This is a genomic window from Bacillus sp. SRB_331 (assembly GCF_003264175.1).
In the GTDB taxonomy this organism is placed as follows: domain Bacteria; phylum Bacillota; class Bacilli; order Bacillales; family Bacillaceae_G; genus Bacillus_A; species Bacillus_A mycoides.
The window spans coordinates 224,154-250,085 of the sequence record NZ_NADV01000007.1 but is presented as its reverse complement, the minus strand read 5'-3'; the positions used below and the strand labels follow the sequence as shown (position 1 = coordinate 250,085).

Below are 25,932 nucleotides of genomic sequence, written 5' to 3'. Positions count from 1 at the left end.
TAGAAGTTACTATTAATTAAAGCGCTTGAAGATAAAAATTCTCAAGCCAAGTAGCCGATTCACTTATATCATATCCTTCTTTCTTGATATATCCTTCTACATCTTGCATACGTTTATTGACATCCAATATATCCTGCGCCCATATTTCGGGGGAGGTATTTATGCTTTCAAAACCCACTAGACCTGCTCCCATGTCTACTTCTTTAGTTATCGCATCCGAGATTACACAAGATAACCCAGCTCCTTGCGCTTCTATAAGAGTAACAGGCAATCCTTCATGAATGGATGGGAATGCAAATACATCAAAAGCTTGAAGTAAATGGTCGATATCGCTCCTTATGCCAAGAAACTTTACATTAGCCCCTAAATTTAATTCTTCCACTTTTTGTTCAATCTTTACCCGTAACGGACCATCCCCCACCAAAACAAGAACGGAATCTCTTCTAAGTTTAACTAACTGAGCAAACACTTCTATAAGGAATCCATGATTTTTTTGATGCGCAAACCTTCCTACATGCCCTACTACAAAGTTATCAACTGTAAGATTTAGTTCCTCTCTTATCTGTTTTCTAATTTCGGGGGAAAATGAAAACTTTTCAGGCTCAATTCCATTTTTTAAAATCGTGGCAGTATCTGTTTTACCTGCAAATAACCAGCGAGATGCTGCATCCGAGCATGCTAGAAGATGTGTCGCACTTCTTAATATATACTTCCCTGCATACCACTTATATACTTTCGCAGCAACTCCACCTTCACTGCTAGTATTGTGACTATGTGCGATACGAACTGGTATACCGGCTTTCTTAGCTGCACGTAACACAAATCCACTCATCTTATCCATGTGTGAGTGTACAATCTTATATTCTTGATGAGATTCAAAAAAATTATCTAAAGACTTTATGTATTCGTTATGACCACCATCAGTAATATATGGAATCCTGTGCACTTTCCCACCTAATTCTGATATTTCTGTATCGAAAACACCTTCCTTACAAGTAAGAAAATCAAACTGCACTTTATTTCGATCTATATTCCGGTACAAGTTCATAATAAGGGTTTCTGCACCACCACGGTTCATATTGACTACAACATGTAAGATTCTTAATGGACAATCCAATCTAACGCCTCCGTTCCACTCATAAACATGGTGTAAATATAGCTCTTTTCTTCTAATACTTTATTGACGGCATAATTATTTTTAATAATCTCACGACCAGACTCTCCGAATATGCCTTGTAAGCTACTATTTTCAGCAAGATATTTTATCTTTTCTGCCATTGTCTGTATGTCTTCACGACCTACTGTCCAACCATTTACACCATTTTGAATTAACTCTTTATGGCCCCTGTTCTCACTAGCTATAACAGGCAATCCGCAAGCCATCGCTTCCATAATATTAACTGGTAACCCCTCACGTAGACTGGATGCAACAGAAATATCACAAATAGGTAAAATTTTTGCAATATCATTCCTATAACCAAGGAAATCTATCATTTCAAATACGCCCATTTGTTTAGCTAAATTTTTGCAATCATTTATCAAAGGACCATTCCCAGCCAATAGAAGCCTCGCATTGGGAACATGATCTTTTATTAAGGCCAATGAACGAATCAAAAACTGCTGATTTTTATTTTTATTAAACTCAGCCGCATAAAACATTAAAAAATCATCCGGTTTATAACCCATCTCAATCCTTAGACAATTCTTTTGAGCCTCACTAACTGGTTTAAAATATTCTGTGTCCACTCCCACCCCATGAATTTGTTCAATTTTAGGTACTTTAAACTTTCGCTGAACAGCCAAGTTATAATCTTCTTGGTTAATTGTAATGAGGCAATCTGTATAATTTGCTAGCATTTTTTCAATTGGATAATATAACAGCCAATTTGCAAGCGGGGCACCTTTACAAAAATGAAATCCATGCGCAGTATATAAAACTTTTGTTCCATGCTTTCTAGATTTTCTTGCTGCCAAACGTGCAACGGCTCCCCCCATCGGGGTATGACAATGAATAATTTTATATTGATTTTCATCAATAATATCTTTCAGCTCTTTATAAGCCTTAATATTCTTAAATTGCAAAGGTGACCTTTGAATAGAAATGTCATACTTCTTATCCACATATGGGAGTTCTATGTTGCCAGCAGCAGCAACATGGACTTCCCAGCCTTGTTCTTTAAACCATTTCATATACGGCAAATGAAATGCTTTAAAGTGAAAGTCTACCGTCGCACAAAATAATACTTTATTTTCCATATATATATCACCCTACAATTGTTATATTGTAACTAACCACCTGTGCATACTTCATTCTCATTTCTCTACATAGTAAAACATAAGTCTAAGCATATATATGCAGATCAAAATCCATATTTATATCATATTTCGTGGAGTTATATGACTATTTGCCAATGTCAATACACGTTTTCTTAATTCCGTCTTCTCGAGATTCTTATAAGTTTGGAGAACTGCTTCAATTTCGTTTATACAAAGGTTCGATGTTTTACCTATATAAATTTTAGGATGAATTTGTTGTTCATGTATTTCTTCTTTTTTCAATAGTTCTTCAAAGAGCTTCTCTCCAGGTCTTATTCCAGTGAACTCTATTTGTATTTCTTCTAGCGAATTTCCTGATAATGTAATTAAATTTTTCGCAAGATCTACTATTTTCACAGGATCTCCCATATCTAACACAAATATTTCTCCACCTTTAGCTAATGCACCAGCCTGTATTACAAGCTTGGACGCCTCTGGAATTGTCATAAAGTAACGAATCATATCTGGATGTGTAACCGTAACTGGACCACCTTGCTTAATTTGTTTTTTAAACAACGGTATAACACTACCGCGGCTTCCTAATACATTACCAAATCTTACAGCCACAAACTTTGTATTACTTGTTTTGTCCAAGTTTTGAATTACCATTTCAGCAAGCCTTTTTGTTGCTCCCATTACACTTGTCGGATTCACAGCTTTATCTGTAGAAATCATTACAAACGTCTCGACCCCATTCCAGCTTGCCGCTTTTGCCACGTTTGTTGTCCCAATTAAATTGTTTTTGATAGCTTCTTCGGGGTTACGTTCCATCAATGGTACATGCTTATGTGCAGCGGCATGATAAACAACTTGAGGCTCATATTGACTCATTACTGACATCATTTTCAGATCATCCTGTACATCAGCAATTTCTGTGGTAACGACAACATCTGTGTCACCGTATAGCTCTTTCAATTCCATTTCGATAGAATAAATACTATTTTCACCATGACCTAATAAAATCAATTGTTTTGGGTTGAATTTTGCAATTTGACGACAAATTTCAGATCCAATTGAACCACCAGCACCAGTTACTAAAATAATTTTATTAGTAATAAATTCTGAAATACTTTCAATATCCAATTCAACAGGATCACGTCCTAATAAATCGTCTACTTGGACATCACGAAATTCATTCACTGAAACTTTTCCAGTCACTAAATCCTCTAGCATTGGAAGAATTTGTGTTTTTATTTTTGTCTTGGAACATTCTTGAAAAATCATATTTAATGCTTTCTTGCTAAGTGAAGGAATTGCTATTATGATGCTATCGATATCTAATTGCTGAACAGCAAATTCAATACGGTCAATTCCTCCAATTACCGGTATTCCAAGAATATCCAATCCTTGTTTCTTTATATTATCATCTATAAATGCCACAGGCAGTAATTCAGTATCATTACTATTCAAAAGTTGCCTTACAACCATTGTACCTGCAGAACCCGCACCAATAATTAGTGTTCTTTTTTTGTCCTCCCCTTTTTGAATATAAGCATCTCTGAACATCCGCCATAGAAAACGTGATCCTCCAATCAGTAAAATATGAATCATCCACGTTACAACAAGAAGACGGAAATAAATATCTTGGACCAATATTTGTTGTACTACTGCTGTTGTGATAACAGAAAGTGTGATTGCTTTTAAAATAATTAGCAATTCTCCTACACTTGCATACTCCCATGCTTTTTTATAAAGCTTATAAATAAAAGAAAAAATATGATGGCTAAATAGCAGCGTCATTGCACTCACTACGATGGGAAATGTTATGACATTGAAATCAGCACTTACTAAGAAGCGACTAAAGAAAACCGTAGTTAATACGATTAAGGAATCAATTAAAATTAATAAGGATAATCTCTGGCGATACGTCATAATAGGCCCCCCTCTCTAAATTTTTTATATATAACAAAAGGAAATCCTCATAATTGTTATCTTAGAATTAAAAGATTTATATATTGAATATGTCTAGCTAAACATATAGACAAGGAAAATAATCAATAACCAACTAATACAAAGTTCCTATCTACAAAATCCTTTAGAAAGACTTTCTAGACAAGAACTTCAAATAAGTTTGGGCATCCAACCCTCCCTCACACCACACTCTTGACGACTAACGTCTAAGGTTCTTCAACCCACAGTATGATCGAGTGTCTCCATTGATAGTGGTAAGGAGACATCACCGTACCCTATAATTTTTTATAGGTGGTCTTTCATTCTCTACTATAAAATATATGAAAAGCTTCTCATCCTTACGTCACCCATTAGGAAAGCGCTGGATTATTATTTTATGTATAATCAATTCTAATAAATCTCTTATACTTTTTTATTTAGAATAGCCCCTACAAGCTTTCCTTTTGTTAAATCTAAGGCCCTATTCGCTTCAACAACTGCTTCACTAGCAGTTTGATAGCAACTTAACACCAATAATACCCCATCACATTGACTAGCTAGTATATTTGTATCTATAACCTCAAGAAGGGGCGGAGAATCAAATAAAATAATGTCATACTGCTCTATTGCTTTGCTAATTAAATTTTGCATAGATGGTAAACTAAGCATCTCAGCTGGATTATTAATTTCGGGACCACTTGTCAATATATGTACATTTTTGATTTCTGTCTGCATTACCACTTTTTCTAATGCTGCTTTTCCCTCCAAAACATTTGTTAATCCAGATTTATTTTCCATTCCAAAAATCGCATGTAGTTCCGGAGTTCGCAAATCCGCATCAACAACTAAGACTTTTTCATCTCGCTGAGCCATAGAAACCGCCAAATTTGCCACAGTGGTGGTTTTACCTTCTCCATATCCAGGAGAAGTAATAATTATAGTTCTTGTTTTGTCCGTGCCAATTGCAAATTGAAGGTTAGTACGAATTGTTCGATATTCCTCAGCCATCTTCGATTTCGGAGCGATATGAGCAATTAAATGACTATTATCAAGGATACGGCTTTGCTTTTTATTATGAATCAAATGTTTTCCCCTCCACTATTACACTTTCTCTCTTACTTGTTTTATCTACTATATTATTTTTCTTCATTTGAGAAACACTTCCTAAAACGGGAACCGGTAATAATTTTTCAATGTTACGTTCCGATTTAATTGTTTCATCAAGAGAATCCAATACAAAGACTACTCCGATACTCAGTATAAGACCGGCAGCCAAGGCCATCTCAATCGCTTTTGCATGATTCAAGTTTATCGGTAAAGGATGCTCTTGTACTTTTGCTTCTGTTAAGATGCGGACATTCGAAAAATTTAGGATAGCATTGGCTTCTTCTTTATAAACATTTGCTGTAGCATTGGCAATTTTGACTGCCTCCGCTGGATTAGTATCCACAGCTGTAATAACAAAAACCTGCGACTCTTCAATCTTTCCAACACTAACCTGTCCATTCAATGCATCTGCTGATTTTTGCGAATTTAATTGCTGGGCCACTTTCTCTAAAACAATAGGTTCCTTTATCATCACTTTAAGTGTAGCTATAGCATCAGCATTAGCTGGAATGAGGATTCTTGCAGAAGACGCATATAAAGGCGTTTTCATGAAAATGCTATATATACCACCAATACATGCCGCTAATATCGTAATTACTGCAATAATCCAAAATTTTCTTTTTATAACATTAAATAAATTTTTTAAGTTTATTTCCTTTTCCATGTTTCCCCTCCATTACTGTCTATTTAACTAATAAAAAAAGCTAATCGCTGGTAAATCAAATCGTATAACCTAAGTTAATTTTGATTATATCGAACATAATTTACTAAATCATAAGTAGAATGAAATTTCCGAGTATATATTTCATTCAGAAAATATATACCTTGTTTCTTTAATCTTAATATACTCATTTAATATTCATTTTAGTTCTTGATAATGAAGCCGTCAATATAAATTTATACATCAAATCCAACGATTACCTTATTATATTTAATTCAATTATCCTTATATAAATTCAAAAATAACTTCATAAATAATTATTTCAAATGAATTAACTTCTTCATATATTGACATATTATAAAAACTATTTAAAACTGAATTAAACAATATCCTACAAGTTTGACGACTGAAAAAAAGAAGTATTATTAAAAAGCTAATTCCAAAAACAGATTCACCTTAACTGTTTACCCAACATATTGATTCTGATCCATAAAAATTTTAGCATCCTTTTCTACAAAAAAAGACTTCATTTCTAATGAAGTCTTTTTTGTATCGTTAAAGCTTAGTTACAAACCATTTCACTTTCCACTAACTTTTTCATATAATCTAATAGCTCTTTTTTTAACTCTTCGTGTTGCAGTGCCATTTCAATTGTTGTTTGAATAAACCCTAGTTTTTCTCCGACATCATAGCGCTTTCCTTCGAAATCATATGCAAATACACGTTGAATTTCATTTAAACGCTGAATCGCATCTGTTAACTGAATTTCTCCGCCTGCCCCTGTTTGTTGATCTTCTAAGAACATAAAGATTTCTGGAGTTAACACGTAACGCCCCATAATCGCTAAGTTAGATGGTGCTGTTCCTTTAGCAGGTTTTTCAACAAATTTACTCACTTGATAACTGCGATCCTTTTGCTCTAGCGGATCAATAATACCATAGCGATGCGTTTCATTCTCTGGAACAGTTTGAACACCAATTACTGATGATTGTGTATTCTCATATTGATTCATTAATTGGCGTAAGCACGGCGTATCCGCTTGAACAATATCATCACCAAGTAGTACCGCAAATGGCTCATTTCCAATAAATTTACGAGCACACCAAACAGCATGTCCTAAACCTTTAGGCTCTTTTTGGCGAATATAATGAATATTGATCTTTGAAGATTCTTGTACTTTTTCAAGAGTTTCATACTTTCCTTTTGATAGTAAGTTTTGTTCTAATTCAAAGGAATGATCGAAATGATCTTCAATTGCACGTTTTCCTTTTCCTGTTACGATAATAATATCTTCAATTCCAGACGCAATTGCCTCTTCCACGATATATTGAATTGTTGGTTTATCAACAATTGGTAACATTTCTTTTGGCATTGCTTTTGTTGCTGGTAGGAAGCGAGTCCCTAATCCAGCTGCTGGAATAATAGCTTTTCTTACTTTTTTCAATGATATTCCTCCTAGTAATCTAAAACATATTTATATAAACTATAAAATTTAACCACTATAAAAAGAATTAAATAATTTAATTACACTACTATGTAAAAATAAATTATCTATCCTCTGTTTTAATTTTATGATTTTTGCCTACTCATATTTCCCACATTATTATTCTATAACTAAAGATATTACTAATACAAAATCAATGAAATATTATATCGATATCTCTGACAATACCTTCTTATTCTATTTTAACTTTTTTTGTACTTGTTCTTCTAAAATATTTTCCCACTTATCACCAACAACATTAAAAGTATATCTTTCAACATTTTTTTTAGCCTTGCGACCATATTCTTTTCTTAATTCTTCAAATTCCATTAAGGTCATTAATGAATTAGCAAGTTCATCAATATTTCCTTCTTCTACAAGCAATCCATCTTCTTTATTTTTAATTATTTCGACAGGCCCTGTACAAGCAAAACTTACACAAGGAACTCCTACTGACATGGCCTCAATTATAACCATTCCAAAAGGTTCATATCTGGAGCTTAAAACATAAATTGATGAATTAAGCATCTCACCAATAATATCATTCGTTTTTGGCATTAAGAAAATATTATTATAGGCTTTATAATCAAAAATCTGTTGTCGAAGAAGTTGTTCATCTTCTCCCGAACCAAATATTTTTAGCTTCCAATCCGGATATTTCTCTATAACTTTAGAAAACGCAGGGACTAAAAGGTCAAAACCTTTCTGAGGTACATATCTACCCGCAGCAATCACTACTTTTTTATCTAGTGCAGCTATTTCTTTAGGAACCGCTGTAGCATTTTCTACTTTATATAACGTTACCCCAGTTCCCTTTAATAGTGATTGATAGTCGCTAATTTCTGAATCTGTTAAACATGTTAAAGCATCTAATTTCCCATAATATTTTTCAATTTTATTTTGTAAACACTTTTCATGACCACCGAAATACTTATGTTCTTGACCAATCTTAATTACATTATTACTTACAAATCTAGTTGCTAAGATATTAAATGATGGTATTGTTGTAATTAAGATACCCTCATTAATTTTCCTTAGAGCCGCAATAATCTTAAAATCGACAAAGAGATTAAACATATGATATAAATCTTCGCTTTTATCTATGAAATAACTTGGCATTTTCAATAAGATCTTTTTTATTACTTTCTGGTAAAGAGGTGTGTTTCTCCCAAATAATTTTCCTCTTCTAGCATCAAAGATAGGATTAAGCTTTACTTTTTTATTAATATCGAACATCGGTTTTGCACTCGTTCTTCTAACACTGACAATCTCCACATCATAATTTTGAGAGGCAAAATAGTTAGCAGTATTCACAACTGTTCTTACAGTTCCCCCCATTCCATAAATATTATATACAAGAAAGGTAATTTTCATCCTTATATACCTCACTATTTCTTTATTTTTCATTTGATATTTTCTTGATTTCTTTATAAATTCGTTCGAAATTCTTTTTATCATGACGCGCATAATATTTTTTAGACTTAATGAGGTACTTAGGTTTATATTTAAAATCTTTTTGAACATACTCATTAATATATTTTATTACTTCATCTTTTGTATATGCTATATCTCCAACTAACTCCCTGCTCAAATCTACATAAGATCCTCTATGTTTCAAATAATCATTGATATCAAAATGATAGAAAATCGATGGTTTTTTCAAGTAATTAAAATCAAACACAACACTTGAATAATCTGTAATCATTAAGGAACTACTTTGCATCAATTCTTTTACGCTTTCTTCGCCTAATTTAACAATTTGTATTCTCTTATTTAAAGATGAAAATTCATCTTTATATTTTTTTTGTATTTCGATATGTGGAAAGAATTTTAATACTAAATCATTTTCCTCTAATAGATTATGCAACCTCTTATCTTTTAATAATTGACTATAATGCACATAAAAATCTGATGCTAAAAATTCTTTTTTTGAATCAATAATCCAATCTCTCCATGTAGGCATAAGAAGAATCTCTCGAGTTTTTCGACTTTTACTTTTATCTACTAAAGAATCAAATCTAGCTAATCCGGTAACCATCACTTGATCCTTTTTAAAATTCATTTCGTTTATCATAATATTTTGTTCATGTGTAGAGGAAACAACGAATTTTTTAATCATTCCATTATAAGACTTTCTATTAAACTGCAATTTTTTCATTGCAATAATACCATGTTGTAGGTAAATTACTTTCTTTGGATTACTTCCCATCTTAGGATGGACAATGCTTGGAATAACATCCCTAATGCCATGACTTACGATAAGATATTCACTTAAATGATATAGAACAAGGTGTTTAAAACTATCATACCGCAGAACCTTTTCTTTATACGGTTCTAGGTTTGCCATATTTTTGTTATTGGTTGTACTCACATAATAGTAATTTTCTGAGGTTTTATTCTTAACACAAGACTCAAAAAAAGCAAATCCATTATCTTGCGCAACTTCCCCCAAATTTTCCCCAATAAGCCATACTGGTTTCTTTCGAAATTTACTCCATACTTTAGCAACTCCTCTGGCCATTAAGAATTTTATTTTTTCTTTTTTTCTTTCATGTGCCTTTAAGCTCCTTATTTCAAGTGACATTATCTTATCCTTTTTATTAAAGAACGTAGAACAATATAAACCACTTTCCATTTTTATCGTATTTTCTTTAAAAGTGGAGTTTTTATTGATAATATTTATATCCTCACAAAGTACCATTGTTTCCACATTATTATTATTAACATTCGCAGCAAAGTACACATCCCATTTCCCTGCATCATGAAGCTCATTTACTTTCATAAATGATGAATTAATATAAAATAGATACTCATTAAGATTATTTAATTTACCTTTCTGTGTTACAGTTTGACCAGTTTTCTTTTCCTTAAAAACTAACCTTGCATCTTGCAATTCAAGCTGTTTTTCTACCGTTGAATAAATTTTGAGTTTTATATTATCCTTATTTACATCCATTTCAGTACAATAGGATTGTAAAGAATTCTGTACAGACACTGATAATTCATTTTGATTTGTATAATAGGGCTGAATTTGTATCGGATGCCCATTAACATTCCGGTTTAATGAAGGATAAATAATTGCCTTTGCTTTATTCTTTATATCATCTAAATTAGATATGAATTTAAACACAATATTATTTCCATTACCCTCAATATAAATCATAAACTGTAAGTTTACTTCACCAATTGTTTCAATATCAAATGAATCCCAATCATATGAGCTATTAAAATAATAGCCTCCGTCTCCTTCTGAAAATTCATTTATACAATTGATTTTTAAATCCATAGATTCCTCATGAAGATACACATCTTTTAAAACATAGTTAACATCCGGAATGCTTACAAAGCCTTTTACGATTAGCTTACTCGCTTCATAATCAACTCTAATAACATCACAGTATACTCCTTCATCTCTAACCAATACTGCTAAATTATTATCTAAAGTAACATATGGTCGGATTCTTTTTATAGTACCGGATCGGGAATAAATTGTTTTAGGTATAACTACAAAGTCCATTTTAGCTTCTAGGGTAGAATCTAGATTTAATGGAACTCTATCTTTAACCCCGCTCACTTTAAAACTTAAGAACACATCCCAAATTCCCTTTTCTTCAAAGAAATCACCTTCTTCAAACGCTATTGTCTTTGTAAAAGAATGGTTTATTATCCTAATAGGATGTGATTGATGTCTTTTCGTATCTCGATGGATAAACAATAACTCTACCATCTGATTTTCCGCATCCACCATACAATTAAATTGCACGAATCCCTCGATAGTGAGCTTGTTCTGTCCTAAATTTACAGTTTTAATTTTAGTAGAAACCATTCTCTCTTCATTTTTTTCAATTTTAAGAATTAATTCTTGTTTATTATTACGAGAAAACACGTGATAATACAATTGATCATTATAACGAAAATAATGTCCAACTACTTTTTTTTCTTGTTTATTTTCAACCTTTATTAATACAGACTTGCCATTAAGCTCCCCTTCGCAATACAATTCCCAGTTACCTTCATATAAAGGATTTCCCTTTAAATTCAGCGTTACTTGATATTCATTTGTACTGTCATTCACTTTTAAATCTGTTAAGTTTTTCACTTCTTTTGTAAGGCCATTTTTCAAAAAGAACTCTTTTAAATAAACCTCTCTACGCTTAGACTTCGGGGAGAAATCCCCCAGTATTACAAAATCTTTTTCTTCATTTTCAAAAATTTCATTTGCAGAGACAACAATTCCTACAGAGTCTTTTCTACTAAATTCAACAAACTGTTCAACTGAATTAATCGCATTCACTTGAAAAATTGTGTTATCAGGACATATAAAGAATTCCTTCTCCAAATTGTTATATACATGAAGAACAACAATGTCTTTATCTAGTTGTAAATAAACTTTTAATTTTCCATTATTCATTATTTCGGAAAGTCCCGAAATTGGTAGAACACATATAATTCTATCTTTATGGATTTTCATACTAGATAGTGATAACTGTTTTTTAGAATTTCCTTTATGAATAAATAATCCCTTTACTCTCTCATAAATATCTTGCATATTTCCATCTGTTTGTATAGAGATTTCAAGTTCGATGCTTTTATTTTGCGTAATTTTCATTTCTTCCAATAACACTTTTACTTTCAATTCAATCTCACCTTTCATCTGTTAACAGTTAAATCCACTATCCGACTACTTTGTGTCCATTTCTCTATTTACAATTTATGTTTTATAACTTATATAAAAAATTATCCTAACTACTATCATTAGTAGGATTGATATTTCTATATTCAAATAAAGATAACGTAGTATACTTATTTATTTAATTAACAATATAACGAAACAATTCTAACTAAAAAAGGGCGGATTTAGTTTTTCAGTTGCTCTCTCTTTGCAAGGATCTCCAGGACAATTCTCTTTGAATTATTTTTATCGATATATGAGAATAAGTGATTTCTAAGCGATTTATACCTTTCTTTCTCCTTAAATCCATTGTGCATATAGAAAGTTAAGAGTTGAACTAGTTCATCCACATGCACACATCTATCTCCAAATAATTCATGTTCTACGTTTAAATAACCATTCATTATATGATCGAACTGAAAGAAAATAATTGGTTTTTTTAAATAATACATATCCCAAGAAACACTAGAATAATCTGTTATAAGCAGTGAAGATTCCATTATCAACTCATTAATTTTTATATCTTTGTATTTTACAAATTGTACATTTGAAGTATTACACTCAAAATAACGAATAGAACTATGAATTCTTGGATGCATACAAAATTTTAAAATAACGTTATGTTTCTCTAGTTGTTCAACAAGGGTTGTATCATTTAGCAGCCTTTCATATTGCCTATAAAATTGACTATCTAAAAACCCTTCCTCTGATACCTCATCTAGCCACTCTCGCCATGTCGGTAGCAATAGAATTTGTTTTTGCTCCCCACTCTTATCTTGCAAATAATCCCACCTTGCTAATCCACTCACAATGATTTCATCTTCTGTATAATTAAAAAATTGTTTTACAATTTCTTTTTCATATTCCGAAGATACACAAAATAAATTCGTTCCATTCGGACTACCTTTTTTAAAAATTGAATCCACCTTTTTCAAACCTAGCACACCGTGTTGTAGAAAAACGTGCTTTTTAGTATGAATAACTTTCTTTAACGTTCCCCTGTTTTCTTTCCATATATAACAATGTGCCTTTGACTCAGAAGATATCATAAGTGTACTAGCAAGGAGATAAATCATATACTTGATGCTCATAAAGTCGATAACTTTATCCTCATATTGATCAAGCATCTTATAGTCATTAGACTTTTTGTTAATCACATAATATAGATTGGGAATTTGCTTATGATCATAGCAATACTTAAAGAAATAATAAGAATTATCTTGTGCGGTATGGCTAAATTTCTCATATACTAATACAATGCCTTTTCGATCCCAATGCCATTTAAATGTATAATATATGATTAATGCCAGCTTTTCTTTCAAAGCATATTTTAACTGATCATAGGTTCCCTTCCTTCGATAATGTAAGCTGAGTCCACCTTTAACAGTCACATATGGATATACTACATATCCATCTTCACCATGGTCACGCTGTAATCGATTGTTTAGCTTTCTATTAACAATATAGCTGGGATGTTTAATTCGATAACTCTTAAGTTCATCGGATTTCAAATGTACATAAAAATCCCAAAAAAACGGGCCTAGCTCAAGTTGATCCAGCTCTACTTCAAAGATAACCTTTTTTTCAAATTCATTTACGCTACTTTCCTGATACGGGAGTTGATAAACTTTATCTCCGTTCCTTTTTTTTAAAGTTATAGCCTCGACCGTACATTTATCTCTACATTTTACTCTAATAGCAAACTGCCATTTTCCTTTTTTCTTCTTAAATGACGTTATTCGTATTTTAGAAATTAACTTTCCGGAGGATTTGACCATTCGCTTCACTCTTTCTTTAGCACTTCAACGAATCAAATTCATATAGTTAAATATATGATTTTCAAGAAATTTGTATGTTATAACTCAACTATGAGCGATATACGAAGGTTTTAATCCCACCGTAATCATGTAAACACTTCATCAATTTAATTAGCATGTAAAAATATAGATATTTGATCAACAGTTATACCATCTGCGGATGAAAATTTAAAATCATATTTATCAGAGCGGTATATAAATGATGCTCCGTCTTCACTTACTAACTGCGCTTGACCTAACTTCTCTAACATCGCCACCTTAGGGATAGACATATTCTGTATTGTAACCTGTTTTACAGTGAACTGATGGTTATATAGAACATTGATATTTTCATAACTATTTAATGTACCCTCTAATAGTTCTTCGGTGTTTTTTGGCTTCCCTATCACACCTTGTACATCTTGTTGATTTTTTCCTAATAAAGATATACCACTTTCAAAGTTTTGATTTGAGCCCGATAGCCCCTTTAACTTGTTGGAGATAACCTCATACTGTAAAGCTGAGCTAAAAGGAATCGTACTTGACACACCCTCACTAATCCATCCTTCTGTTCCATCTTCATATACAATTTCCAACCAGTTTATATCGTTTTTTTCATCTTTTTGCTGTGTCTTTACCACAAACGGTGTACCAAATTCCATCATAGCTACTTGTTTACCATTTAGATTTGGCATACTTCTGATCTTTGCCTTTGCCATTTTCACATATCGAATATCTAAATCCGCCAATGGATTTTTTTTCTTTTCATTAGACACTTGTTTCTTTTTACTTTCAGCTTCCGCCTGGGGAGGCTGGACAAACAGATCCTTTTTCAAATAAGCAGTACTTCCAACTCCGATACATAAGACCAATCCTGCCAATGGAATCATATATTTTTTCTTCCGTTTCCTTGGATTTAATCCAATATGTGCAATATCTAAAGCCTTAGCGTCCTCCTGCTTCATTTCCTGACCGGCTTGTTTTCTCTGTGCTTCTTCTTTAAATTTTTGTTGCTCCTCTTTACTCATAGCACGGTATTCTTTTAAAAACTGTTCGTATTTAGGCATTACGTCTTGCATAAGCCCATAATCCTTAATTTCACCATATTCAATCCATAACGCTTTTGTACAAAATTGCTTTACTTGTCCTAATGAATGACTCACAAAAAAGATCGTTTTCCCTTGTTCTTTAAATTCATTCATTCGTTTTAAACACTTATCTGTAAATGTTTGGTCACCTACAGACAAGGCTTCATCAATAACTAAAACATCTGGATTAATATTCACAGAAATTGCAAAACCAAGGCGAGATTTCATACCGCTAGAATATTTTTTTACAGGCATATCAATAAACTTACCAATATCGGCAAACTCGATAATTTCTGGTGTTAATGTTTGAATCTCATCCTTACTTAGCCCCATCATCAAACATTTCAATTCAATATTTTCTCGGCCTGTTAATTGGTTATTAAGTCCGACAGCTATAGCAATAAGTGATATTTTACCCTTTATATCAATAGTTCCTGCCGTAGGTGGTGTAATGCCAGCAATTAAATTAGACATTGTTGATTTACCAGATCCATTTACGCCAATAATACCAATTACATCACCTTTTTGGGCTTCAAAACTTAAATTTCTTAACGCGTAAAAATCTTCACCAAACCCGCCCGGATATATAATATCCTTTAACTTATCAGAACTTTTACTATGCATTTTATATTTTTTTGTTACATTATGAAACTTCACTGAATAGTTCATTTTTTACAATCCTCATTATAGATAGTCTACAAAATGTTTTCTAAATTTCACATGTACTGCTGTACCAATCAATAGCATAAAGAACACAATTCCCCAGAAATACAGTGTATACATTATATCTTCATAAAACCAACCCGTTCCTAAAAAAGCATTTCGATAGCCTTGGACTATGTAGCATAATGGATTCAGCTGCATAATCTTTTGTAAAACAAGCGGTAACTTCTCAGGGGTCCATAAAATGGGAGTTAAATAGAGTAGCATCCGCATTAAAGATTGCACTATCATTTGTACATCACGTACGATCGTAGATAAAGTAGAAGTAATTAAAGAAAACGCAAAAACAAGCATAACTGTGGCAAACATATAATAGGTCAATTGAATATAATAGATTGAAATCCCTTGACCCGATACTAAAAATATAAAGGTAACAATGCCTATTAATACTAGATGTTGATAAAAGTTAGACATAATTACATAACTAGGAATAACACTCATTGGAAAGCTCATCCTTGAGATCATATTTAACCTTGTATAAATAGATTTAGAAGCTTGCATAGTTGCAGGATTAATAAAGAACCATACCGATATGCCAGAAATCAACCAATATATAAATGGAACACCATTTACCCCTGAACCACCTCTTATTGCAGTTCCAAAAACAAACCAATAAATGCCCATTTGGATTAGAGGGTTTAACATTTCCCAAACGATGCCTAGATAGTTATCTTTATTTGTACTTTTAACTTGATAAATAGATAGGCGTTTAATTAAATAGAGACTATTTATCTGTTCTTTTAATACCATAATCATTGCATTCATTTTATTGTGCCTCTCCAAAAAACACTTTCTCTACTACACGTTTAGATGCAAGACCATCTTCCAAATAACAGTAGTTATTATAGAAAGTATCATATTTTTTTTCAAATTCGCCCAATCCATCCCTTGTGAATTTCATAATCTCTTCCAATACACCTTCAGTTGTTGAAACAACTGGTCCAGGAGCTTCCTTTTCTAAATCAAAATAAAAGCCTCTTAGCTTATCACGATATAAATCAATATCATACGTATAAAAAATAATAGGTCTTTTCAAATTTGCATAATCAAAAAAAACAGAAGAATAATCTGTAATTAGCACATCTGATAATACGTACAATTCATTAATATCGACATGATGGGAAAAGTCATAAACAAACCCTTTATACGGAGCTAAATCAAACTGTTCTGCTACTAAATAATGCATCCTTAACACAATGATATAATCAGAACTTAACTTTTGCTGTAAAAGGTTTAAATCCAGTTGTAAGTCTAATTTATAACGCCCTTGGCTATAAAATTGATCATCTCTCCACGTTGGAGCATATAAAATGATTTTTTTATCTACAGGTAAACTGTTTTTTTTCTTCAGCTCTTCAATCTTCTTACAATTATTGTTTACATATAAAAAGTCATTTCTAGGATATCCAACTTCAACTACATCTTTTTTAAATTGAAATGCGCTTCGGAAAATCTTTGTTGAATACGCATTCGGTGACAATAAATAATCCCAATTTTGCGCTTCTCTCTTAAATTTTTCCTTATATTTTTCTGTAGTTGTGCCTGGCATATGAACTTCTTTCATATCCATAGCTAATTTTTTTAGTGGTGTACCGTGCCAAGTTTGTACATAAGTAGTATGCTTAGGCTTTGGAAGCCACAATGGCATCCGACTATTTGTAACCCAATATTGCGCACGTGCCATTAAAATAAACCAACGGATTGAAAAGCGCTTAACATATGGAATATTCGCCTCTTTAAACTGTTCTATATAGTTTTTATTCACACTCCACACCATTCGGAATCCTAAATGTTGCTGTTCCATATACTCGTATATCGCACGTGGATTACAACTATACTGTTTGCCAGAAAAACTTTCAAAAACAACTAATTTCTTTTGAGCAGGTAAGTGACTGCATAGTACAAATATCGTTTTACAAGCAACCTTTACTATTCGATGATTTTTTATTTTTTTGATTACACTCATATTATCCATGCACCTTCTAACTACAATTAGCCTTTTTATAAATTATCACGATAACCATTTACATTCTTACATTCAATGCCCCTGATTCAAAGACCGTAAGAAAAATTAAACACCCACGAAAAAAAGCTAAGTATTTTCCTTGGATCTCACTTAGCCCCTTTACCTTACAACTTAACTTAAAGCTCAACCTCTTTTTGATCAAATAAGCAATTGACCAACTTCTTACTTGAATTCCCATCCGAATATTGATTCCAACGTGCATTGAATTGCTTCAACTTATTACTATCAAACGAATAGTTTCGCACTGTTTCAATAATTTCAGCTGAGTTATACACAACAGGTCCAGGGACATCAGCAATAAAGTCTCCAATGATTCCTCTTTTCTTCACATATTTCTTTAGATCATATGCAAAAAATATCATTGGTTTATTTAACAAACAAAATTCAAAAGGGACAGAAGAATAATCTGTTATTAAAATATCTGTTACTAAAAACAAATCATTTATATTCGGGTATAGAGAATAGTCGTATAAGAAATCTTTATACGATTCCTTATATTCCAGATTATTTCTAATAGCTGGATGTAGTTTGATCACAAGAATATATTCATCTTCTAAAGCCTCATACATTGCATCAATATTTAAATGTAAATCAAAATCTTCCAGTTCTTTATCTCTAAAAGTTGGAGCATATAAAATGACCTTTTTCCTTTGTAGATCAGGAAGACCACATAGGAGACTATTAACAATATGCTTTTGATGATTTTTATTAAAAAAAACATCTGTACGAGGGATGCCCGTTTTTAATATATTTTCCTCTTCTATTCCAAAGGCATCCATATAGATATTTGCCAAAGCATCAGAGCCTACTACAACTTTATGAAAATTGTTGTAAACCTTTAAAAACCTTTTTTGTGCGTATTTACTTCGCCTTTTAAAAGAAGGGGCCAATAATCCGAATTTTTTAATGGCACCCGCCGCATGCCAAATTTGGATACATTGTACCCCGCTTTTAAACCGGATCGTTGACAACGATCCAAAATAATTATCGATAATAACATGTTGAGATGTCGCTAAATGATACACTGCTTGTATAGTTTGTACTATACTTTTTGTTTCAAATGCGAATGATTTTACATCCGGATAACTTTTCACTTCATACTTACAAGTTGATTTATACAAAAAAACAACTTCACAATTTACATGTTGTTTCTGCATTTCTTCATAAATAAAGATAAGATTTTCCCCATAAGACATAATAAAGGTTACCTTATTTTTAAGAGGAAATACTTTTGCTATGTTGAATAGGATTTTGAACACAATTAGATATACTGTTACAATCAGTTCTCGAAACATAATACACTATCTAGCAACTAACACTAGCTCCTGTTTAATTTTAGTAGTAGAAATCCCAATTGTTCTTGGTAAATAAACAACCTCACAGTATTCTTTCAAAAAATCAAATTCTCCTCCCCAATCATCACCCATAACAAAAATATCTACGTCATGATTAACAACATCTTTTACTTTCTGCTCCCAACTATGCTCAGGAATCACCTCATCCACATAACGAACCGCTTCTAGAATCATTTTACGATTCTCATAGCTATGATAAGATTTTTTATTTTTTAATTTGTTAAATTCATCTGAAGAAACAGCAACAATTAAATAATTCCCTAAATCTTTCGCTCTCTTCAATAAGTTAATATGTCCCCAGTGCAATAAATCGAAAGTCCCATATGTAATAACCTTTTTCATAATCGCGCCCCCTGTGAAATGTTCTTTTTTTATAATTATTTGCTTTAGAAATATATTAAAATTAGAGCGTCCCTTGCACCTATGTAAATCCAAAACAAATTTACATAGATTTTACATCAAGTTCACACGAAATTCACAAGGATGATTATAACATAATTTTTATTTACAAACTATGACAATAACCTAACACCATTGTCACATCTCGTTTAAGAAAGCGCTTTCTTATCTAGTGTTACAAATCTCCTCTTCCTTCCTTTTATTCACAAAAAAGTGCGAAGGAACTATTTCCTTCGCACTTTTTACTACCCTTTATATAACTATTTCAACATACGACGTGGCAATTTATCAATGTTCTCTAACATAATACCGGTACCAACTGCAACACATTGCATTGGGTTTTCAGCAATTAATACTGGTAATTTTAACTCTTCTGCTAGAAGCATGTCGATACCGTGTAATAAAGCTCCACCGCCTGTTAGAATAACACCACGGTCAATAATGTCCGCAGATAGTTCTGGTGGTGTGCGCTCTAGTACGCCTTTTGCAGCTTGTACAATGATAGCCGCGTTTTCTTTTAGTGCTTCTGTAATTTCTTCAGAGCATACTGTAATTGTACGTGGTAAACCAGTTACCATGTCACGTCCGCGAATTTCAAGCTCTTCACTACGTGCACCTGGGAATACTGTACCAACTTTAATTTTAATATTTTCTGAAGTACGTTCTCCAATCAATAGCTTATACTTACGTTTAACGTAGTTTAAGATCTCCATATCAAACTTATCGCCAGCCATTTTGATAGAGGAAGAGGTAACAATATCACCCATAGAAAGTACGGCAATATCTGTTGTACCTCCACCAATATCAACAACCATGTTTCCGCTTGGCTGGAAGATTTCCATACCAGCACCAACTGCGGATACTTTTGGTTCTTCTTCTAAAAATACTGTTTTACCACCTGAACGTTCAGCAGCCTCACGAATTGCTTTTTGTTCTACAGATGTGATATTTGTTGGACAGCAAATTAAAATGCGAGGTTTTGAAAAGAAGCTCTTCACGTCCAATTTGTTAATGAAATACTTTAACATTGCTTCTGTAATTTCGAAATCTGCGATTACACCATCTTTAAGCGGACGAATTGCTACAATATTACCAGGTGTACGTCCCACCATACTTCTTGCTTCTTCACCTACTGCTAATACTTTTCCACTATTACGATCAATTGCCACAACAGATGGCTCATTTAATACAATACCCTTACCTTTAACATGAATTAATACGTTAGCCGTACCTAGGTCAATTCCGATATCTCGCGCAAACATTCCCGTCATTTCCTCCTCGATATTCAAAATCAGGTTACACCCGAATTCTTTTACACCTAATTCCTGATTTTATCATAAATTTAACAGAAACGTAATATTCGCAAAAAGAATTCTTCTGAAAAATATTACCGAATTTGCAAGGAATGTTTGCTATTTTAGATTTATTGGCGCACAGGGTTTTCAGTATCTTCTTTTCTATACTTCTGCTTTGTTGCTTCTCCCCCTCTTAAATGACGAATAGACTTATGATAATCAAGAATTTCTTTCACTTCATTTGCGAGCTCTGGATTAATTTCTGGCAAACGTTCTGTTAAATCTTTATGGACTGTACTCTTTGATACCCCAAACTCCTTTGCGATTACACGCACTGTCTTTCTTGTCTCCACGATATACTTGCCAATCTTGATAGTTCTCTCTTTGATGTAATCGTGCACACCACTCGCCTCCCTAAATTGGATGTGAGAAGTGTGAAATGAGACTCGCTGCATACGACTATGAAGTAAATGTGAGTGCTGTTTGTAAGCGTTAAACATTCTTGGATTTATAATGAAATGATTCACGATTTCTCACCTCAAACACTCTCTTTGCATTGGTTTATACCATTGTATTGCCCGCACTACTGATATATGCTACATGTTCACTATTTTTGCGGACTAAGTTAAGAAAAATTACGTTTTTTTGTGAGAAATACGTTAACAATGACAATTATGGCGAAAAAAAGTGACACCTCTTTATAAAAGGTGTCACTCTTCTCTTTCATACTCTTCTTCTAACAACTGATGGTGGGGAACTTCTTTCTTACCGGCAATATAATAATATAAAGCGAATAAAACAAACAATAAAATGATAGCAATCGACAGAACAGATAAAAATGACACAGTATCCCCTCCCTTTTGTAATATATATTCGAGAATCTCGTCATTTTTCCTTGTTATTGCAACTTTTTTCTCGAAATTGATTATTTTTATATAAAAATAAAAAAATCAGCTCTCCTAATGAGAACTGATTTTTTTACTTTATTATTCTTGTGAAGAAGAACCGTTAGATGATTCTGTAGAACCATTCGTTGATTTTTCTTCTTTTTGAGATTTCTCATCTTGTTTGCCATTCGTCTCTTTATCACTCTTCGAGCCGCTTGTTGACTTCTCTTCTTTTTGAGACTTATCTTCTGTTTTACTTTCTGGTTTCGTGCTTGTTGACTTTTCTTCTTTTTGAGATTTGTCATCAGTTTTTTTACCAGAAGCATTTGTCGCCTTTGCAGCACCCGCATCAGCTTTAATTTCTGCTACTGATTTATTTAAGTAACGCTCAGGGTTCACAGCCACATTGTCTTTACGTACTTCAAAGTGAACGTAAGAACCTACCTCTTTATTCATTGCATTTAGACCTGATTTTCCTAACACTTCACCTTGCGCGACTCTTGCACCTTTTTCTACTTTCACACTGCCTAAACTTTGATAATATGCCGCTACACCATTTCCACTATCTACTGTTACAACATAACCAAGAAGTGAATCTTTTTCAGCTTTCGTTACTGTACCACTTAAAGCAGCTGTAACATCAAATTCTTTTCCGTTTTTCGCAGCAATGTCGATTCCTTTATTCGGGGAATATGTGTTGTTATAAAAGACAAGTGCTTTTTCTTGTTCCGCCTCTGATGCTGCATCTTCATAGAATTTCTTCTGTACTACTACTTCTGCATTTGCTGCAGCTGGCATTTTCATTACTTCTGAAGATTTTGTTACCGGTACTGCTGGATCTTCCGTTTGTGTATACGGTGTTGCTTGATCTTGGTTCGGAGCTTTCTTTGGATTAGCTCCCTGGAACCATAGCGCAACCATTAAGATTACCGCTGCACAAGCAATGTATAGTGCCGGAAACACCCATCTTTTTTGAAATAAATGTACTACTTTTCGCGACTTTTTACTATTTCTTCCTCGCATTCCATCATCACCTCAGCAATCATTTTGAACAATATTCACTCATCCTATACAACCTATAACTAATTACTTTTCGACAAAATCTGTAAAAATATGTATAAGAATTGCAGAATTTCCGAGGAAATGATGAAAAAAGAAAAAACTGAGCGTTTGAGCTCAGTTTTTAGTCCATTTGTTTCTTTCTATAAATGAAGAGTGTAATAACAAGTACTGCAACTAACCAAATTGTTATGTTCAATAAATTACTAGTAATTGCACTAAAACCTCCACCTTTTATAACACTGCTAACTGCAAGACCGATATGACGAGTTGGCAAATAATCGACTATTTTTGTAACGACTTCATTCTTCACAAACATTCCAATTAAATCACCGAAAAGGAATGTCATTAATATTGGTAATCCAATTGTTGATGTTTGCGGTACATTTTGAGCTAATAATCCAATACAAGTACCAATGAGGTTAAATATTAGCATTCCAAGAACAAAGATGAGTAATAATAATGCAATATTACCTTCTAATTTACCTAAAATAAGTAGATTAATAAAACAGGTCGCTACTGTAATCATACCCGTTAATGAACTTTTACCAATTAATACTTCAATAGATGATGCTGGTGATAGCATAAGAACACGAAGCGTATTTTTTTCCTTTTCTTCAGCGATGAGCATCGCCTGTACAAAGCCTCCGACCATAACTAACGCCATCGCAGTTAACGTACTTGCTCCAACTTCTCTCATATTATCTGAGCGACTAAATAATACCGAAAAGACAAGTGGCATTACCAACATAATTAAAGTTTGTGAATTCGTTTTAAAATCCTGTACCTCTTTCCGAAAAATTGCTGAAAATCGTCTCATTGAAAATGTCATTATAGTCCCCTCCCAGTAACTTCAATAAAGATATCGCCTAATGTTGGCTCGTGTGAATGAATAGATAGTAATTCGCCTTTTTTCATCCATTCTGAAATGCGTTTTGCCCCTAATTCATCTTTTTTCACAATTTCTTTCTTCTTATCTGTTAACACAACTTGTATTTGATCTTTCGCGTATTGCAAGCGAAGGTTTTCTGGTGTATCAAGAGCTACTATTTCTCCTCCACATAGAAAGGCAATGCGGTTACAAAGCGTTTCTGCTTCGTCCATGTTGTGCGTTGTTAAGAAAATCGTTGTTCCTTCTTTATTTAAGTCTTTTAAGATTTTATGAATGTTTTGTACGTTTACTGGATCAAGTGCAGATGTTGGTTCATCTAAGAAGAGGATATCTGGTTTATGAAGAATTGCTCTCGCTAGTATGACGCGCTGCTTCATTCCTTTTGATAACTTTTTCACTTGTGTTTTTTTATCATCCAATAAGTTCACTTGTGCTAACACTTCATCAATTCGTTCTTTTTTACAATCGTATAAGTCACAAAATAATAGTAAGTTATCATAAATGCTAAGTCTGTCATATAAGCCGCTATTGTCTGTTAAAATACCGATTCGTTTGTAATCGATGCTGCTTGGCCCTGTAATGTCTTTACCTAATACTCGTACTGTTCCAACGCTATGAAGCAATTGAGAAGTTAAAATTTTCACTGTTGTCGTTTTCCCAGATCCGCTCGGTCCAAGAAATCCGAAGATTTCTCCTTGCTTCACCTCAATATTTACATTTCGAAGGGCCGTTTTTCCATCGAAACTTTTCATTACATCTTTCATTTCAATTGCCAATGTCATTTCGTCATCCCCTTTGTTTTTCTTTTTATAGATGAAAGTCGCTTTAGCGCTTTTCGTTTGTTTGTTTCGCTTTTCTTGACTCAATCATATGAAAAACAAAGGGGTTACGCAGTAAAATACCAGTAAAAGGAGTATTTTTACCGGTGAATGAATCCTATTTTGAGCTTATTGGAGCATTTTTATAGTCCAATTACACCTTTTAATTCATCCATTCGTCCTTTCGAAAGCGGGATTGAACTTTTTCTTTCGTCATCCAAAATTAAACTAAAACTATTACGTGTCCACGTAATGACTTCTCGTACTCTTTGTAAATTAACGAGGTACGAGCGATGACATCTAAAGAATCCGAATCCTGTTAATCTCGTTTCTAGTTCACTTAATGTTAATGCGCATACGAAGTCACCTTCGCGCACATGAATATGTGTCACTCCATTTTGTGTTTCAATGAAATGGATCTCCATCGGATCCAGTAAAATGATTTTATCGTTCACTTTCGCTGGTATTCTTTCCAGTTTCATTTGCGGAATCATTTGAACTACTTTTTCTTCATCTACTTCTTCAACTTCTTCTTGCTCTATTTCTATCTTTTTCACACCATCATTGTTTAATATGTATACATCTTCTGTCAACGAAAGGGCATCCGATAAAAAGGAGGACGTAATAAAGATTGCCTTTCCTTGCTCTTTCATTTTCATAATCGCTTTTCGAATAATAATCGTACTCTCTGTATCTACATTTTGCTCTGGCTCTTCTAAAATAACTAAATCCGGATTGTGAATCATAATCCGCCCGATATGAAGACGGCGTTTCTCTGAAAATGACAATTTTTCTATTTTAGCGTTTAACTTATCTAGGAGACCGACATATTGTACAACTTCTTCTATACTCATATGTGATTCATAAAGCCCTAATAAAAACTTGAAGTACTCCTTCACCTTTAAACGGTCATATGCTTCATCTTTCAAAAAACAAAAGCCGATGCGTGAATACATCTTCTTTCCAATCGATTCACCTTCAAATAGCACACTGCCCAAAGAAGCCTCTTCTTCTCCGATAATAATGCGATGCAACACTTTAGCTGTATGATTATTGCACTGCAAAACAACACATTGCCCTTTTTCAACCTCCAGTTCAATTGCCGGCAACTGGTTCGTCTTCCCTAATTGTTTCAACTCCAATAACGCCATTCTGTCTCCTCCAAATGTTTTTCCCTAATTATATCAAACATTTAATGGAAAATTATGATATTTCATGAAGTACCATAACAAATAAGGACCTGTCCCAAAATCGATGAGAGTAGCTCTTTTTTCATGTCGCATGATGGCAAATAAAGTGAAACTTTAATCAGTGGGGGTTTTGTTCATCCCCCACTGATTATTAGCCTTCACCAATCGAGCTTTTACGGGCAGCCCTACTCCCACAAATAGCGGGATAAAATTTTATCGGTGATTTTTCGAATATATCGACCACAACTCGAGTTTTATCAGCGATTCGACAATAG

General features: G+C 33.1%; 21 protein-coding genes. All 21 read right to left on the bottom strand.

Going from position 1 to position 25,932, the window contains the following annotated elements; translation table 11 throughout:
* Positions 1 to 16: 16 nt before the first annotated feature.
* The 21 genes from B5P42_RS04875 to B5P42_RS04775 all read right to left on the bottom strand — a co-directional run bounded on the left by B5P42_RS04875 (position 17) and on the right by B5P42_RS04775 (position 25,618).
* Complete coding sequence (locus B5P42_RS04875) at positions 17 to 1,117, bottom strand: glycosyltransferase family 1 protein (protein ID WP_078213791.1); 1,101 nt, start codon at positions 1,115 to 1,117, stop codon at positions 17 to 19.
* On the bottom strand, positions 1,102 to 2,256 hold the full coding sequence (locus B5P42_RS04870; protein ID WP_078176142.1) for a glycosyltransferase family 4 protein: 1,155 nt from the start codon (positions 2,254 to 2,256) through the stop codon (positions 1,102 to 1,104). The genes B5P42_RS04875 and B5P42_RS04870 overlap by 16 nt, the downstream gene beginning before the upstream one ends.
* A 117-nt stretch (positions 2,257 to 2,373) precedes the next feature.
* Positions 2,374 to 4,188, bottom strand: coding sequence for a polysaccharide biosynthesis protein (locus tag B5P42_RS04865; RefSeq protein ID WP_078176143.1), 1,815 nt, complete (start codon positions 4,186 to 4,188; stop codon positions 2,374 to 2,376).
* Positions 4,189 to 4,629: 441 nt separating this feature from the next.
* Entirely contained in the window at positions 4,630 to 5,289 is a 660-nt protein-coding gene (locus B5P42_RS04860) for a CpsD/CapB family tyrosine-protein kinase (RefSeq protein WP_002184562.1), read from the bottom strand.
* Positions 5,279 to 5,977 carry a YveK family protein gene (locus B5P42_RS04855; protein WP_078176144.1) on the bottom strand — a complete coding sequence of 233 codons (699 nt, stop codon included), beginning with the start codon at positions 5,975 to 5,977 and terminating at the stop codon, positions 5,279 to 5,281. Before B5P42_RS04855 ends, B5P42_RS04860 begins: the two co-directional genes overlap by 11 nt.
* Positions 5,978 to 6,536: 559 nt before the next feature.
* Positions 6,537 to 7,418 carry a UTP--glucose-1-phosphate uridylyltransferase GalU gene (gene galU, locus B5P42_RS04850; RefSeq protein WP_041488624.1) on the bottom strand — a complete coding sequence of 294 codons (882 nt, stop codon included), beginning with the start codon at positions 7,416 to 7,418 and terminating at the stop codon, positions 6,537 to 6,539.
* A gap of 237 nt (positions 7,419 to 7,655) precedes the next feature.
* Positions 7,656 to 8,864, bottom strand: a complete 1,209-nt coding sequence (locus B5P42_RS04845) for a glycosyltransferase family 4 protein (RefSeq protein ID WP_233152496.1) — start codon at positions 8,862 to 8,864, stop codon at positions 7,656 to 7,658.
* Entirely contained in the window at positions 8,854 to 12,093 is a 3,240-nt protein-coding gene (locus B5P42_RS04840) for a CDP-glycerol glycerophosphotransferase family protein (RefSeq protein ID WP_078176145.1), read from the bottom strand. The genes B5P42_RS04845 and B5P42_RS04840 overlap by 11 nt, the downstream gene beginning before the upstream one ends.
* Positions 12,094 to 12,314: 221 nt before the next feature.
* Entirely contained in the window at positions 12,315 to 13,907 is a 1,593-nt protein-coding gene (locus B5P42_RS04835; RefSeq protein WP_078176146.1) for a CDP-glycerol glycerophosphotransferase family protein, read from the bottom strand.
* Between the two features lie 146 nt (positions 13,908 to 14,053).
* Complete coding sequence (gene tagH, locus B5P42_RS04830; RefSeq protein ID WP_078176147.1) at positions 14,054 to 15,682, bottom strand: teichoic acids export ABC transporter ATP-binding subunit TagH; 1,629 nt, start codon at positions 15,680 to 15,682, stop codon at positions 14,054 to 14,056.
* 15 nt (positions 15,683 to 15,697) lie between these two features.
* Positions 15,698 to 16,501, bottom strand: coding sequence for an ABC transporter permease (locus tag B5P42_RS04825; protein WP_044438318.1), 804 nt, complete (start codon positions 16,499 to 16,501; stop codon positions 15,698 to 15,700).
* A gap of 1 nt (position 16,502) precedes the next feature.
* Complete coding sequence (locus B5P42_RS04820) at positions 16,503 to 17,702, bottom strand: CDP-glycerol glycerophosphotransferase family protein (RefSeq protein ID WP_113733756.1); 1,200 nt, start codon at positions 17,700 to 17,702, stop codon at positions 16,503 to 16,505.
* Between the two features lie 176 nt (positions 17,703 to 17,878).
* On the bottom strand, positions 17,879 to 19,057 hold the full coding sequence (locus tag B5P42_RS04815) for a CDP-glycerol glycerophosphotransferase family protein (protein ID WP_078176149.1): 1,179 nt from the start codon (positions 19,055 to 19,057) through the stop codon (positions 17,879 to 17,881).
* Between the two features lie 6 nt (positions 19,058 to 19,063).
* Positions 19,064 to 19,459, bottom strand: a complete 396-nt coding sequence (gene tagD / locus B5P42_RS04810; protein WP_078176150.1) for a glycerol-3-phosphate cytidylyltransferase — start codon at positions 19,457 to 19,459, stop codon at positions 19,064 to 19,066.
* Positions 19,460 to 19,776: 317 nt separating this feature from the next.
* Positions 19,777 to 20,778: a rod shape-determining protein gene (mreB, locus tag B5P42_RS04805; RefSeq protein WP_044438315.1), complete on the bottom strand. Its 1,002-nt coding sequence runs from the start codon at positions 20,776 to 20,778 to the stop codon at positions 19,777 to 19,779.
* Positions 20,779 to 20,939: 161 nt separating this feature from the next.
* Positions 20,940 to 21,212, bottom strand: a complete 273-nt coding sequence (gene spoIIID, locus B5P42_RS04800; protein WP_002089714.1) for a sporulation transcriptional regulator SpoIIID — start codon at positions 21,210 to 21,212, stop codon at positions 20,940 to 20,942.
* A gap of 309 nt (positions 21,213 to 21,521) precedes the next feature.
* Positions 21,522 to 21,656 (bottom strand): hypothetical protein, encoded by a 135-nt coding sequence (locus B5P42_RS04795; protein ID WP_002016211.1) that lies wholly within the window; start codon positions 21,654 to 21,656, stop codon positions 21,522 to 21,524.
* Positions 21,657 to 21,797: 141 nt separating this feature from the next.
* Positions 21,798 to 22,721, bottom strand: coding sequence for a stage II sporulation protein SpoIIQ (gene spoIIQ, locus B5P42_RS04790; RefSeq protein WP_003192544.1), 924 nt, complete (start codon positions 22,719 to 22,721; stop codon positions 21,798 to 21,800).
* Positions 22,722 to 22,881: 160 nt separating this feature from the next.
* Complete coding sequence (locus B5P42_RS04785; protein WP_016127629.1) at positions 22,882 to 23,589, bottom strand: ABC transporter permease; 708 nt, start codon at positions 23,587 to 23,589, stop codon at positions 22,882 to 22,884.
* Positions 23,589 to 24,431: an ABC transporter ATP-binding protein gene (locus B5P42_RS04780; RefSeq protein WP_002184548.1), complete on the bottom strand. Its 843-nt coding sequence runs from the start codon at positions 24,429 to 24,431 to the stop codon at positions 23,589 to 23,591. Before B5P42_RS04780 ends, B5P42_RS04785 begins: the two co-directional genes overlap by 1 nt.
* A gap of 179 nt (positions 24,432 to 24,610) precedes the next feature.
* On the bottom strand, positions 24,611 to 25,618 hold the full coding sequence (locus B5P42_RS04775; RefSeq protein ID WP_002184547.1) for a LytTR family transcriptional regulator DNA-binding domain-containing protein: 1,008 nt from the start codon (positions 25,616 to 25,618) through the stop codon (positions 24,611 to 24,613).
* Positions 25,619 to 25,932: the final 314 nt, after the last annotated feature.